Origin of the sequence: Streptomyces sp. NPDC050388 (genome assembly GCF_040655635.1) — a bacterium.
Taxonomy (GTDB): Bacteria; Actinomycetota; Actinomycetes; order Streptomycetales; family Streptomycetaceae; genus Streptomyces.
Window position 1 is genome coordinate 1 of sequence record NZ_JBFAKH010000076.1, and the last position, 12,854, is coordinate 12,854.

Here is a 12,854-nt window from a genome sequence, read left to right on the forward strand (position 1 = left end):
ACTGCAGGGGGGACCCTGTGGGAGAGTAGGACGCCGCCGAACAAATTGTGGGAAAGCCCCGCACCGACAGGTGCGGGGCTTTCTGCATTTCAGGGGCGGGCCCTTCACCCGCCTTTTCTGGTTACTGGGTTCTTCGTCAGAGGCGGCCCGCTGCTTTCAGTGCCAGATAGGCGTCGGCCAGTGCCGGCGCCAGGCTGTCCGGGGTGGCGTCGACGACGGTGACGCCGTGGCGGCGGAGCTGCTCCGCTGTCCGGTCGCGTTCGGTCTGGGCCTGGGCGGCCGCCGCTGCCTCGTACACCGCATCGGCTTTTCCGCGGGCCTTCGACATCTGGGCCAGGTGTGGGTCCGCGACCGATGCGAGCAGGACTGTGTGCCGCTGGGTGAGTCGGGCCAGTACGGGAAGCAGACCCTCCTCGATGGGGGCCGCGTCGAGCGTGGTGAACAGGACGATCAGGGAACGGCGGGGGGCCGTCCGCAGGACCGTGGCCGTGAGGCTCCGGGCATCGGTTTCCACGAGCTCCGGTTCGAGCGTGGCCATGGCGTTGACCAGGGAGGGGAGCACGTCGCCTGCAGACCGACTCTGCACGAGGGCGCGGAGGCGGCGGTCGTGGGCGAGGAGGTCCACGCGGTCGCCGGCCCTGGAGGCGAGCGCCGCGAGGAGCAGGGCCGCGTCCATGGAGGCGTCGAGGCGGGGGATGTCGCCGACACGACCCGCGGAGGTGCGGCCGGTGTCGAGGACGAGCAGGATGTGGCGGTCTCGCTCGGGACGCCAGGTGCGTACCGCCACGGCGGACTGGCGGGCTGTGGCACGCCAGTCGATGGAGCGGGTGTCGTCGCCGGGAACGTACTCGCGCAGGCTGTCGAACTCCGTGCCCTCACCGCGGGTCAGGACGCTGGTGCGGCCGTCCAGTTCGCGCAGGCGGGCCAGTTTGGACGGCAGGTGCTTGCGGCTGGTGAACGGCGGCAGCACCCGTACCGTCCAGGGGACCTGGTGCGTGCCCTGGCGGGCGAAGAGACCGAGCGGGCCGTAGGAGCGGATGGTGACGCGGTCGGCCTGGCGGTCGCCCCGACGGGTGGGACGCAGCCGGGTGGTGATGCGTCGGCGCTCACCGGCGGGGACCGACAGGCGGTGGCGGGAGGCCGTCACCTCGGTGCCGGGTTGCCAGCTGCTGGGAGGCCAGGCGTCACGGATGCGGGCACGGAGCGGACGGCGGGACGTGTTGGTGAGCGTCAGGGTGATGTCCGCGCTGTCGCCCAGCCGTACCGAGGTGTCCCCGGCGCGGCTCAGGCCGAGCCGGCGTACGGGGGCGGCCAGGGCGAAGTCGCAGGCACAGGCCACCGCCAGGGGGGCGTTGACGGCGAGGATGCCCGTCCAGCCGGGTTCCCAGATGCCGACGGGGAGGGAGCCGAGTGCCGCGAGGAGGGCGGCGCGTCCGGTGAGGGCCATCAGCGGGGGACGGGGACGTGGGCGAGGATGGCGTTGATGACCGAGTCGGTCGTGACGCCTTCCATCTCGGCCTCCGGCCGCAGCTGTACGCGGTGGCGGAGGGTGGGGAGGGCGAGGGCCTTGACGTCGTCGGGAATGACGTAGTCGCGTCCCGTCAGCCAGGCCCAGGCGCGGGCGGTGGACAGGAGGGCGGTGGCTCCTCGGGGGGAGACGCCCAGGGTGAGGGACGGCGATTCGCGTGTGGCGCGGACGATGTCGACGACGTAGGCGGTGATCTCGGGGGAGACCGTCGTCCTGGCGACCGCGGCGCGGGCCGCTTCCAGGTCGGCGGCGCCCGCGACGGGGCGTACGCCGGCGGCGCGCAGGTCGCGGGGGTCGAAGCCCTCGGTGTGGCGGGTGAGGACGTCGATCTCGTCCTGGCGGGACGGGAGGGGAATGGTGAGCTTGAGGAGGAAGCGGTCGAGCTGTGCCTCGGGGAGGGGGTAGGTGCCCTCGTACTCCACGGGGTTCTGGGTGGCGGCGACCAGGAAGGGCTCCGGGAGGGTGCGGGGGGTGCCGTCGACGGTGACCTGCCGTTCCTCCATGGCCTCCAGGAGCGACGCCTGGGTCTTCGGAGGCGTGCGGTTGATCTCGTCGGCGAGGAAGAGGTTGGTGAAGACGGGGCCGGGCTGGAAGGAGAACTCCGCGGTGCGGGCGTCGTAGACCAGGGAGCCGGTGACGTCGCTCGGCATCAGGTCGGGGGTGAACTGGACGCGTTTGGTGTCGAGTTCCAGAGCAGCGGCGAGGGTGCGGACGAGCAGGGTCTTGGCGACGCCGGGAACGCCTTCGAGGAGCACGTGGCCGCGGCACAGCAGGGCGACGGCGAGGCCGGTGACAGCGGGGTCCTGGCCGACCACGGCTTTGGCGATCTCGGCGCGCAGGGCCTCCAGGGAGGCCCTGGCGGCGGCCGGGTCCCCGGTGTGCGCGGCGTTGTCAGTGGTCGGGTCCATCATGGACGGCGTACCTCTCTTTCGAGGGCGTCGAGTCGGTCGGCGAGGGAGGTCAGGGCTGCGTCGTCGCTGGGGGGCGGGCCGAACAGGAGATCGTGCGGGGACGGCTGTCCTTCGCCGTGAAGGCGGGCGGACAGGGCGGGCAGCAGGGCCTCGGGCGCGTGTGCCTGGGAGGCGGGGACACCCACGAGGGGGGCGAGACGGGTGCGCGTGGTGGAGCGAAGAGCGGCGGCCGCGCGGTCCCGGGCATTCGCCTTGCGGTAGAGGCGGGCGCGGCCTTCGACGGTTTCGGAGGCGCGGATCGCGACGGGAAGTCTTTCGGGCACGAGGGGGCCGAGCCGGCGTGCCCGCCACAGGGCGGCCAGGGCTGCGGCGATGAAGAGCTGCAGGGTGCCCCAGAGCCAGCCGGAGGGGAGCAGGTCGAAGAAGCCGCGCCGGCCGTCCTCGGAGGCGGCGGAGGCGTCGGCGAGTGAGGGGAGGTACCAGACCAGATGGGGGCGGGAGCCGAGGAGTTGGAGGGCGAGCGAGGCGTTGCCGTGCTCGTCGAGACGGTCGTTGCGGAGGATGTCGGGGGCACCGATGAGGACGGTGTCCCCGCCGCCGGTGGCCGCGGGGATGCGCAACAGGGTGGCCAGGCGCTCGCTGGGGTAGCACTCGTCGGCGTCGAGATGGGTGGTGGTGTAGCGGATGCCGCCCGTGTCGGCGGTGCCCGCGCTGCGGGCGGCGGGCAGGGAGCAGCGGGGGGAGAGAGTGGAGCCGAAGCTGGTGACCGGGTCGGCGGTGACACCCGGGGCGAGCCGGTCGACGGACGCGCTGCCGGAGGAGACCAGGACGGTGCGGCCGCCGGAGTCGGCGACCGCGGTGTGCAGTCTCGACTGCTGGCGGTGGGTCAGGCGGTCGGGGACGGCGACCAGGAGGGTCGTGTCGTGGTTCGCGGCGGCGGACGCCTCGTGCAGGGTGGTGACCACGCGTGTGTCCACACCGCGGTCGGCGAGGAGTTCGGCGACGGCGCGGCTGCCGTAGGGGTCGGCGGAGCGCGGGTCGAGTTCGCCGTGTCGGGCGTCGGAGCGGACCACGGCGATGACGACGGCCGCCACGATCAGCAGGACGAGCGCGAGGACGACACCTCGCGCGCGGGTCCACACCTGGCGGGCGGTGGGCGAGGCCGAGGTGGAGGGGAGCGTGACCTCGGTCGTCATCCGGCGGCTCCCTGGCGGGCGCTGCCGCCCGTGTTGTCGCTGCGGTCGCTGGTGTCCGTGCCGTTGCCGTCGCCGACAGCGGCGCCCGCGAGCCGGGGTTTGCTGCGTTCCAGGTCACGGTCGAGTTCGGTGAGGTGCCGGTACGACTGTTCCGTCGCGGTCCGGCCGCCGTATGTGACGTCGTCGAAGCTCCGCGCGGCGGTGCGCAGCCGGTCGGTGTGGGCGGGCAGGGCGCGGCCCGCCTCGGCGGCCGCCTCGTCGGCGGTGCGGCCCGGGCGGATGTCGAGCAGGGCGCGTTCTTCCAGGGCGCGGACGACGGCGCGCATGCGTTCCTGCACGGCCTGGTTCCAGTGGCCCTGGGCGGCGTGCGCCTCGGCGGCCGCACGGTGTTCGGCGGCGCTGCGGGGCCGGTCGTCGAACAGGGCGGGCGCGGAGGTCGGCTGGCGTCGCGGGGTGCCCAGCCGCCACCACAGGGCGCCCAGGACGGCGATCACGGCGGCGATGACGACGATCAGTCCGAGCGCACCGCCGGGTGTCGCGGTGGCGGCGGTGTCGAACAGTTTGCCGACCCACTCCCAGAAGGCGTCCAGGGCCCGCTGGAACCAGCTGGGATCGTTCTCGTGGTACATCTGCTTGGACAGCTCGCGCCGGGCCGCCTCCCGCGCGGGATCGCGCGGGATGGTGACGGGCGGCTCGCCGTCGCCGCGCAGCAGCGTGTGCACGGCGACGGCGGCGGCTTCGGGCAGCGTCTGCGCCGCAGTGAGAACTCCCCCCGTGGTGTGCACCCCCTCAGCTCCCCGGGGTGGTGCCGGGACCGTAGCCCTGGACGCCGGCGGCGCGGCCCAGTTCGAGGTCGAGGGCCTCGCGGCGGATGCGCTGGTCGACGTAGAGGAGCACGGTGACGCCGGCCGTGATCGGGAACGTGATCGTGGAGCCGATGACCGCGCCGATCCCGCTGATGATGAGGAACGCCCAGCCGATGTCGCCGCCGGCGCTGTTGAGGAGACCGGAGACGCCGTCACCGCTGAACGCCGTGGCGAGGACGGCGAAGGGGATGACGATGATCGACGCGACGATGCCCGCGATGATCGACGCGAGCAGCTGGATGCCGAGCATCCGCCACCAGGAGCCGCGCACCAGCTTCGCGGACCGGCTCAGCGCCTTCATGACGCCCTGCTTCTCCAGCATCAGCGTGGGCGCAGACAGCGAGAAGCGGACCCACAGCCACATGGCGACGATGCCGCCGCCGATGACGCCCAGGACCGTGAGCGCCACGCCTCCCGGGCCGCCGACCGTGACGGTCACGAGGATGCCGGGCAGCGCGCCCAGGGTGATGACGACGACAGTGATGAGCAGCAGCAGGCAGATCAGACCGAACAGCTTCAGGACCTGGGGGCGGGCGTCGCGCCAGGCCTCGGCGGCGGTGACCGACGTGCCGAGCACGGCACGGCTGGTGACCGCCGTGAGCAGGGCGGTGGCGGCGACGGTGCCGACCAGGGTGATCACGGAGACCACCCCGCTGTTGAGCAGGGAGACGCCCATGGCGCCGGTCAGCTCGTCGAGGGTGGCGCTCGGGTCGTTGAGTACCGCGGCGCTGGAGCTGTTCAGGAAGAGTCCCTGGACGAGGACGACGACGATCCGGATGAGGACGGCGACGGTCAGCGAGATGCCGAGGACCGTGCGCCAGTGGGTGCGCATGGTGGAGACCGCGCCGTCGAGGATCTCGCCCACACCGAGCGGGCGGAGCGGGATCACACCGGGCTTTGCGGCAGGCGGGGGACCGCCCCAGCCACCTCCCCAGGCTCCGTAACCACCGGGACCTCCGTAGCCACCGGGGCTGCTGTATCCTCCGGGCCCCGCGGGGCCGCCGGGGGGCGGGGTGCCCCATCCCGGGCCGGGCGGTGCGGGCGGGGGAGCCTGGCCGGGGCCGGTGGCGCCGGGCGGGCCGGTGGGCGCGGACCACTGGCTGGGCGGCGGCTGCTCCTTCGACCACTTGACGCCCGGGCCCTGGGGTGCGTCCTGACCCGGCTCCTGCCCGTCGGACGGGGCGGATCCGGGCGAGGCCCAGCCCGGAGTGTCGTTCATCATCGCTCCTTCACGGTGCCCGTCCGCGGTCGCGGCGGCAGGTTCGCAGCCATCGTGCCATGGGGTGTTCGTCAACGGGCCTGCCGGACCTGTCGGATCTGCCGAGGGACGGGCTGCACCTTCAATTGTCCGTGCCGCAGGGGGCAGACTGACCGCATGGCTGATCAGTACGCACACGGCGGCGACCACAAGCGGCCGACCGAGATACCTGCGCTCCGCTGGGAAGAGCCACCCGAAGGGCCCGTTCTGATCCTTCTCGACCAGACGAGACTGCCGGCCGAGGAGGTCGAGCTGGTCTGCACGGACGCACCCGCGCTGGTGGAGGCGATCCGCTCACTGGCCGTGCGCGGTGCGCCCCTGCTGGGCATCGCCGGTGCGTACGGCGTCGCACTCGCCGCCGCACGGGGCTTCGACGTGGACGACGCCGCGGTTGCGCTGGAGGGCGCCCGGCCCACCGCGGTGAACCTCGCGGTGGGGGTGCGCCGGGCCCTCTCCGCCCACCGGGGCGTTGTCGCCCGGGGCGGCGACGAGAGGGAGGCAGCCGGGGCCGCGCTGGCCGCGGCACGGCGGCTGCACCGCGAGGACGCCGAGGCCAGCGCGCGGATGGCCGAGCACGGAGTGGCACTGCTGGACGAGCTGCTGCCCGGTGGCGGGCACCGGATCCTCACCCACTGCAACACCGGCTCACTGGTGTCGGGTGGTGAGGGCACGGCGTTCGCGGTGGCGCTGGCGGCGCACCGGGCGGGCCGGCTCAGGCGGCTGTGGGTGGACGAAACGCGCCCGTTGCTGCAAGGTGCTCGCCTGACGGCATACGAGGCGGCCCGCAGTGAAATGGCGTACACCCTGCTCACCGACAGCGCGGCGGGATCCCTGTTCGCGGCCGGTGAGGTGGACGCGGTACTCATAGGGGCGGACCGCATCGCGGCCGACGGCTCGGTGGCGAACAAGGTGGGCAGTTATCCGCTCGCGGTGCTGGCGCGGTACCACCATGTGCCGTTCATCGTCGTGGCCCCGGTGACGACGGTGGATCCGCAGACGCCGGACGGGGCGTCCATCGAGGTCGAGCAGCGCCCCGGCCATGAAGTGACCGAGGTCACCGCACCGCAGGTGCCGGTGGCCGGAACCGAAGCGGGAGGCGGGATTCTTGTGGCACCCCTGGGGACCCAGGCGTACAACCCGGCGTTCGACGTGACACCACCGGAACTGGTGACGGCGATCGTCACGGAGGAAGGTGCCGTCTCACCCGTGACGGCCGAGGCCCTGGCCGAGCTGTGCGCCAGGTCACGCCAGGTCACGATGAGCTAATGGGATGATGTCGTTTATGAAGGGACGAGTCCTTGTCGTCGACGACGACACCGCACTGGCCGAGATGCTCGGCATTGTGCTGCGTGGTGAAGGTTTTGAACCGTCTTTCGTAGCCGACGGCGACAAGGCGCTGGCCGCTTTCCGTGAGGCCAAGCCCGACCTGGTGCTGCTCGATCTGATGCTGCCCGGCCGGGACGGTATCGAGGTGTGCCGCCTGATCAGGGCGGAGTCCGGGGTGCCGATCGTGATGCTCACGGCGAAGAGTGACACCGTCGATGTCGTGGTGGGCCTGGAGTCCGGTGCCGACGACTACATCGTCAAGCCGTTCAAGCCGAAGGAACTGGTCGCCCGGATCCGGGCGCGGCTGCGCAGGTCGGAGGAGCCTGCGCCGGAACAGCTCGCCATCGGCGACCTGGTGATCGACGTGGCCGGACACTCCGTGAAGCGGGAGGGGCAGTCGATCGCGCTGACCCCGCTGGAGTTCGACCTGTTGGTCGCGCTGGCCCGCAAGCCGTGGCAGGTGTTCACGCGGGAGGTGCTGCTGGAACAGGTCTGGGGGTACCGTCACGCGGCCGACACCCGGCTGGTGAACGTCCATGTCCAGCGGCTGCGCTCCAAGGTCGAGAAGGACCCGGAGAAGCCGGAGATCGTGGTGACCGTCCGTGGCGTCGGGTACAAGGCAGGACCGAGCTGACGTGTCCGGGGACAGTGCCGCTCCGGCGCCCGGCCGGCCCGGGGACCCGTCGGAGCCGCCTGTCGGCCGATCGTCCGGCAGCCGGGCATCAGGGCGCCCCCGTTGGGGGCGCCTGCTCAAGGACGGGCTGCTGCAGGGCGGAGTCCAGGGCAGCCCGGTGATCCGCCTGTTCGTCCGCTGGGTGCGCAGGCCGTTGCTGCCCGTCATGCGGCTGTGGCGGCGGAACATCCAGCTGAAGGTCGTCGTCACCACGCTGCTGATGTCGCTGGGCGTGGTCCTGCTGCTGGGCTTCGTCGTCATCGGCCAGGTACGCAACGGTCTGCTGGACGCCAAGGTGAAGGCGTCGCAGAGCCAGGCCACCGGCGGGTTCGCGGTGGCCAAGCAGCAGGCCGACGAGGCCACGAGCGGCACCGGTGAGGACGCGGTCGCGGTGGGCGACCGGTCCTCGCAGAGCGTCATCCAGTGGATGAGTGACCTCGTGGAGTCGCTCTCCAGCGGCGGCCAGGGAGCCTTCGACGTGGTCACCCTGCCCATGGACGACGAGAGCGGCGGCGGGCGCGGCCCGCGTGCCTCGGGGCACGTCGACCCGTCGCAGAGCGTGCCCGGGGACCTGCGGGACAGGATCGACGCCAACACCGCGGCGGCGCAGCGGTACACGCGGATCGTCTACAGCAACGGCGCGGACTCGCAGCCCGGCCTGGTCATCGGCAAGCAGGTCAACGACCCCAACGGTGATCCGTACCAGCTGTACTACCTCTTCCCGCTCACGCAGGAGGAGAAGTCGCTGAGCCTGGTCAAGGGCACTCTGGCGACCGCGGGGCTGTTCGTCGTCGTCCTCGTCGGGGCGATCGCCTGGCTCGTGGTGCGGCAGGTCGTGACGCCGGTGCGGATGGCCGCCGGGATCGCGGAGCGGCTGTCCGCCGGGCGTCTCCAGGAACGGATGAAGGTCACCGGTGAGGACGACATCGCGCGGCTCGGCGAGGCCTTCAACAAGATGGCGCAGAACCTCCAGCTGAAGATCAACCAGCTCGAGGAACTGTCGCGGATGCAGCGCCGTTTCGTGTCGGACGTCTCCCACGAACTGCGGACGCCGCTGACGACCGTACGGATGGCCGCGGACGTCATCCATGAGGCGCGTGAGGACTTCGACCCGGTCACCGCGCGGTCGGCCGAACTGCTCGCGGACCAGATCGACCGGTTCGAGTCGCTGCTTTCGGACCTGCTGGAGATCAGCCGCTTCGACGCGGGCGCGGCGGCGCTCGAGGCGGAGCCGATAGACCTGCGTGAAGTCGTACGGCGCGTGGTCAGCGGGGCCGAGCCGCTCGCCGAGCGCAAGGGCACGCCGATCAAGATCGTCGGCGACCAGCAGCCCGTCGTCGCCGAGGCCGACGCGCGGCGCGTGGAGCGCGTCCTGCGCAACCTCGTCGTCAACGCCGTGGAGCACGGCGACGGCAAGGACGTCGTCGTCAAGCTCGCCGCGGCGGGCGGGGCGGTCGCGGTCGCGGTGCGGGACTACGGTGTCGGGCTCAAGCCCGGTGAGGCGACCCGGGTCTTCAGCCGCTTCTGGCGGGCGGACCCGGCACGCGCGCGGACCACCGGCGGTACGGGACTGGGGCTGTCCATCGCCCTGGAGGACGCGCGGCTGCACGGCGGCTGGCTCCAGGCATGGGGCGAGCCGGGCGGCGGCTCGCAGTTCCGGCTGACGCTGCCCAGGACGGCCGACGAGCCGCTGCGGGGCTCCCCGATCCCCCTGGAGCCCAGGGACTCACGACGCAACAGCGGGCTCGGCGGCGTCGGCGAGCCGCAGGGCGGCGGGGACGGCGAAAAACAGTCCACCGTGCCCGCGCGGTCCGCGGACACCGACGGACCGGCCCGCGCGGCCCGCGATCCGCTCGCGACGCTGTCGGCCACCGCGGCCCCCACGGCCGACCCGACGGCACTGCCCGGCAACGGCGCGCGCGTGGTGTCGCGGCCGGCGGGGGCCGGGGGGCAGGCCGGCGCCGATGCGGGCGCCGGTTTCGGCGACCCCGGCGGGGAGAACGGGACGACGGACCCGGACCGGCGAGAGAACGAACCCGAGGACCGGTCCGGGTACCGGCAGGCGGACAGGCAAGGGGAGGCTTCGCGTGGGCGGTGAGCGCGCAGGGCGCGGCAGGACGGCACCGGCACGAGTGGTGGCGTGCGCCACCAGCGGTGTCGTACTGCTGGCCGGGTGCGCCTCGATGCCCGACAGCGGGGATGTGCGGGGCGTGGACTCCACGCCCCGCCAGGACGCGCAGGTGCGGGTGTTCGCGATGCCGCCGAGTGAGGACGCGTCGCCGCCCCAGATCGTGCAGGGCTTCCTGGAGGCGCTGACCAGCGACGACCCGGACTACAGCACCGCGCGCCAGTATCTGACCGCCGAGGCGGCGGAGGTATGGAAGCCGGAGCTGTCCACCACGGTGCTGGCGGACGGGCCGGGCGCCCAGCCCGGCCCGCCGGGCCGCGAGGACGACGGGGAGCTCTCCTTCAATCTGACCGGCGACAAGGTCGCCACCGTGGACGCACAGCAGGCGTACACGGCCGACTCCGGGCCGTACGACCAGCTCGTGCATCTCACACAGGACGTGAAGACCCGCCAGTGGCGCATCGACGGGGTGCCACAGGGCGTCGTCATGGGCAAGTCGGACTTCCAGCGCAACTACATGTCCGTCAACAAGTACTACTTCGCCTCGAACACCGCGGGAGCCGGTGGACCCGATGCGGACGGGCCGCCGATGGCCGTCGCCGACCCGGTCTACGTGCGCAGTCACGTGGAGCCCACCACCCAGATGGTCCGCTCCCTCCTGAGCGGGCCCACGAACTGGCTGGACCCGGCCGTCAGGTCGAGCTTCCCCGCGGGGACGGCGCTGCGCAAGGGCACCGGTCCGCTGACGGCGGACGACGGGGGCAGACTGACCGTGCCGCTCAACGACAAGGCGGCCGACGTCGGCACCAAGAGGTGCGGGGAGATGGCGGCCCAGCTGCTGTTCACGCTGCGCAACCTCAGCCCCGCCGTGGACGAGGTCGAGCTGCGGGCCGCCGGGAAGAAGCTGTGCTCGCTGGCCCAGGAGGCCACCGGGACCGTGGCCGACCGGGAGTCGCTGAGCCACCCCGAATACCTGTACTTCATCGACGAGGAGCACCGGCTGGTACGGCTCCCGGCGGGCGACAGGGCCACCCAGCCGGACCCGGAGCCGGTGCCGGGGCCGCTCGGCGAGGGCGCGGCGCCGTTGCGGTCGGTGGCGGTCTCGCGGGACGAGCGCACCGCGGCCGGGGTCGCGCTCGACGGGAAGTCGCTGTACGTCGGATCGCTGGTGCCGGGCGGTTCGCTCGGGGAGCCCGTGCTGACCAGCCGGGGCAAGTCCGAGGGCGACCGGCTGACCGCGCCCAGCTGGGACGCGCACGGCGGCCTGTGGGTGGCCGACCAGGACCCCGGGAACCCCCGGCTGTTCCTGCTGGAGGAGGGCGGGGGCGAGCCGTTGGAAGTACGGACGCCGGGCCTGGACGGGCGGATCCAGGCGGTCCGGGTCGCCGCCGACGGGGTCAGGGTCGCGCTCGTCGTGGCCAAGGGCGACCGGCGGTCCCTGATGATCGGGCGGATCGAGCGGGACGGCCCGGACGGGGAGGAACGGACCACGGGCGAGCAGCCGACCGTCACCGTGCTGGACCTGCGGCCCGCGACGCCGGAGTTGGAGAAGGTCACCGCCATGTCCTGGACCGGGGACAGCCGGCTCGTGGTGGTCGGGCGGGAGGAAGGAGGTGTGGAGCAGATGCGGTACGTCGAGGTCGACGGCTCCATACCCGAGGTGCCTCAGCCCGCCGCCCTGACCGGCGTCAAGGCGGTGACCGCCTCCCCCGACGAACAGGTGCCGCTGGTGGCGTACTCGGTGGACGGGATCGTGCGGCTGCCGTCGGGTGCGCAGTGGCAGCAGGTGACGGAGGGGACCGCGCCGGTCTATCCGGGGTGACCGCTCTGTCCGGGGTGACCGGTCCGCGGGTTGTGCGGAGTTTTCCACAGGGGTGGCCGGAGGCTGCGGGCGTTGGCACAGTGGGGCCATGCGGCGCTGGTGGCAGGACCTGAGCGACCTGGTGCTCCCGGCCGAGTGCGGCGGGTGCGGCAGACCTCGTGCGGTGCTCTGCGAGCGGTGCCGTACGGCACTGAGCGGCGCCGCGCCACGCGGGGTGTGCCCGGTGCCGCGGCCGGTCGGACTGCCGGTCGTGCACGCCGCCGCCCCCTACGCGGACGAGGTGCGTGCCGCGCTGCTGGCCCACAAGGAGCGGGGCGCCCTGGCCCTCTCCCGGCCGCTGGGCGAGGCCCTGGCGCAAGCGGTGCGCGCGGGTCTGCGGGAGACGGGTCCGCTGGGGGCGGCGCGGTCGGGTCCCGGTGGGGTTCCGGGGGCGGTGCGCGGCCACCGCGGGGCGGTCCTGCTGGTGCCCGTGCCGTCCGCACGGCGGACCGTGCGGGCCCGTGGGCACGACCCGGCGCTGCGGATCGCGCGGGCGGCGGCGGGCGCGCTGCGGCGCCAGGGGCTGCCCGTTTCGGTGCTGCCCGCGTTGCGGCACCGGCGGGACGTGGCCGACCAGTCGGGGCTCGACGCCCGGCGGCGGCTGGCCAATCTCGCCGGTGCGCTGGCGGTGGCGCCGGGCTGTGACCGGCTGCTGCGCGACGGCTCCGTCGTACTCGTCGACGACCTGATGACGACCGGGGCGTCGCTGGCGGAGGCCGCGCGCGCGGTGCGTCTCGCGTTGCACACCGAGCCGCGTGCGGGAGCGCTTGTGGGGGCGTGGGGGGCGCGAGGGGCGCGCATGAAGGTGGATGTCGGGCCTGATTCGAGTGTTTCGGCGTCCGCGTCCGTGTACAGGGGTGAGACATGGGAAAGGAGAGGGGCACGAAGGGAAGGACAAGAACGACGGGAACGGCGAAACGGATCGACTCACGAGAGGGTGGATCAAGGGCCTGGCCGTTCGGCCCCGGTGGCGGGTGCGGATGGAGCCGATCGGCCCATTGACGTGAAGTGCGCGGCGGTTGTTGCGGCTTCACCAGATTCTTTCGAAATAAACCGGAACTGACTGGGAACTTGCATCGTTGCAGGTAGTGAGAGGGCGAATTCACC

Annotated in this window: 10 protein-coding genes; 5 read left to right on the forward strand and 5 right to left on the reverse strand. The window is 72.8% G+C overall.

The window, feature by feature from the left end; translation table 11 throughout:
* Positions 1-136: 136 nt before the first annotated feature.
* The 5 genes from AB0I73_RS31760 to AB0I73_RS31780 are packed head-to-tail and all read right to left on the reverse strand — an operon-like array spanning position 137 to position 5,720.
* A complete protein-coding gene (locus AB0I73_RS31760) occupies positions 137-1,447 on the reverse strand; it encodes a DUF58 domain-containing protein (RefSeq protein ID WP_363043185.1) in 1,311 nt (436 codons plus the stop codon).
* Positions 1,447-2,436: a MoxR family ATPase gene (locus tag AB0I73_RS31765; RefSeq protein ID WP_363043226.1), complete on the reverse strand. Its 990-nt coding sequence runs from the start codon at positions 2,434-2,436 to the stop codon at positions 1,447-1,449. The genes AB0I73_RS31760 and AB0I73_RS31765 overlap by 1 nt, the downstream gene beginning before the upstream one ends.
* Positions 2,436-3,635 carry a DUF4350 domain-containing protein gene (locus tag AB0I73_RS31770; RefSeq protein ID WP_363043187.1) on the reverse strand — a complete coding sequence of 400 codons (1,200 nt, stop codon included), beginning with the start codon at positions 3,633-3,635 and terminating at the stop codon, positions 2,436-2,438. The genes AB0I73_RS31765 and AB0I73_RS31770 overlap by 1 nt, the downstream gene beginning before the upstream one ends.
* On the reverse strand, positions 3,632-4,381 hold the full coding sequence (locus tag AB0I73_RS31775) for a DUF4129 domain-containing protein (RefSeq protein WP_363043228.1): 750 nt from the start codon (positions 4,379-4,381) through the stop codon (positions 3,632-3,634). The genes AB0I73_RS31770 and AB0I73_RS31775 overlap by 4 nt, the downstream gene beginning before the upstream one ends.
* Before the next feature lie 43 nt (positions 4,382-4,424).
* Positions 4,425-5,720: a hypothetical protein gene (locus AB0I73_RS31780; RefSeq protein WP_363043189.1), complete on the reverse strand. Its 1,296-nt coding sequence runs from the start codon at positions 5,718-5,720 to the stop codon at positions 4,425-4,427.
* A 156-nt stretch (positions 5,721-5,876) separates the two neighbouring features.
* Here AB0I73_RS31780 and mtnA point away from each other — a divergent pair, with 156 nt between their 5' ends.
* From mtnA to AB0I73_RS31805, 5 genes are all read left to right on the forward strand, one after another.
* Positions 5,877-7,025: an S-methyl-5-thioribose-1-phosphate isomerase gene (mtnA, locus tag AB0I73_RS31785; protein ID WP_363043191.1), complete on the forward strand. Its 1,149-nt coding sequence runs from the start codon at positions 5,877-5,879 to the stop codon at positions 7,023-7,025.
* Between the two features lie 4 nt (positions 7,026-7,029).
* Positions 7,030-7,719, forward strand: a complete 690-nt coding sequence (mtrA, locus tag AB0I73_RS31790) for a two-component system response regulator MtrA (RefSeq protein ID WP_193478414.1) — start codon at positions 7,030-7,032, stop codon at positions 7,717-7,719.
* A 1-nt stretch (position 7,720) separates the two neighbouring features.
* Positions 7,721-9,856, forward strand: coding sequence for an MtrAB system histidine kinase MtrB (gene mtrB, locus AB0I73_RS31795; protein WP_363043194.1), 2,136 nt, complete (start codon positions 7,721-7,723; stop codon positions 9,854-9,856).
* On the forward strand, positions 9,846-11,708 hold the full coding sequence (locus AB0I73_RS31800) for an LpqB family beta-propeller domain-containing protein (protein ID WP_363043196.1): 1,863 nt from the start codon (positions 9,846-9,848) through the stop codon (positions 11,706-11,708). The genes mtrB and AB0I73_RS31800 overlap by 11 nt, the downstream gene beginning before the upstream one ends.
* An 88-nt stretch (positions 11,709-11,796) precedes the next feature.
* The gene (locus AB0I73_RS31805) at positions 11,797-12,810 is read left to right on the forward strand and encodes a ComF family protein (protein WP_363043198.1); all 1,014 of its coding nucleotides are present in this window, start codon (positions 11,797-11,799) and stop codon (positions 12,808-12,810) included.
* The last annotated feature ends 44 nt before the right edge of the window (positions 12,811-12,854 follow it).

Coding starts and splice junctions, on each gene's coding strand:
- AB0I73_RS31760 (WP_363043185.1), bottom strand. CDS start 1,447: ATGGCCCTCACCGGACGCGCCGCCCTCCTCGCGGCACTCGGCTCCCTC.
- AB0I73_RS31765 (WP_363043226.1), bottom strand. CDS start 2,436: ATGGACCCGACCACTGACAACGCCGCGCACACCGGGGACCCGGCCGCC.
- AB0I73_RS31770 (WP_363043187.1), bottom strand. CDS start 3,635: ATGACGACCGAGGTCACGCTCCCCTCCACCTCGGCCTCGCCCACCGCC.
- AB0I73_RS31780 (WP_363043189.1), bottom strand. CDS start 5,720: ATGAACGACACTCCGGGCTGGGCCTCGCCCGGATCCGCCCCGTCCGAC.
- mtnA (WP_363043191.1), top strand. CDS start 5,877: ATGGCTGATCAGTACGCACACGGCGGCGACCACAAGCGGCCGACCGAG.
- mtrA (WP_193478414.1), top strand. CDS start 7,030: ATGATGTCGTTTATGAAGGGACGAGTCCTTGTCGTCGACGACGACACC.
- AB0I73_RS31805 (WP_363043198.1), top strand. CDS start 11,797: ATGCGGCGCTGGTGGCAGGACCTGAGCGACCTGGTGCTCCCGGCCGAG.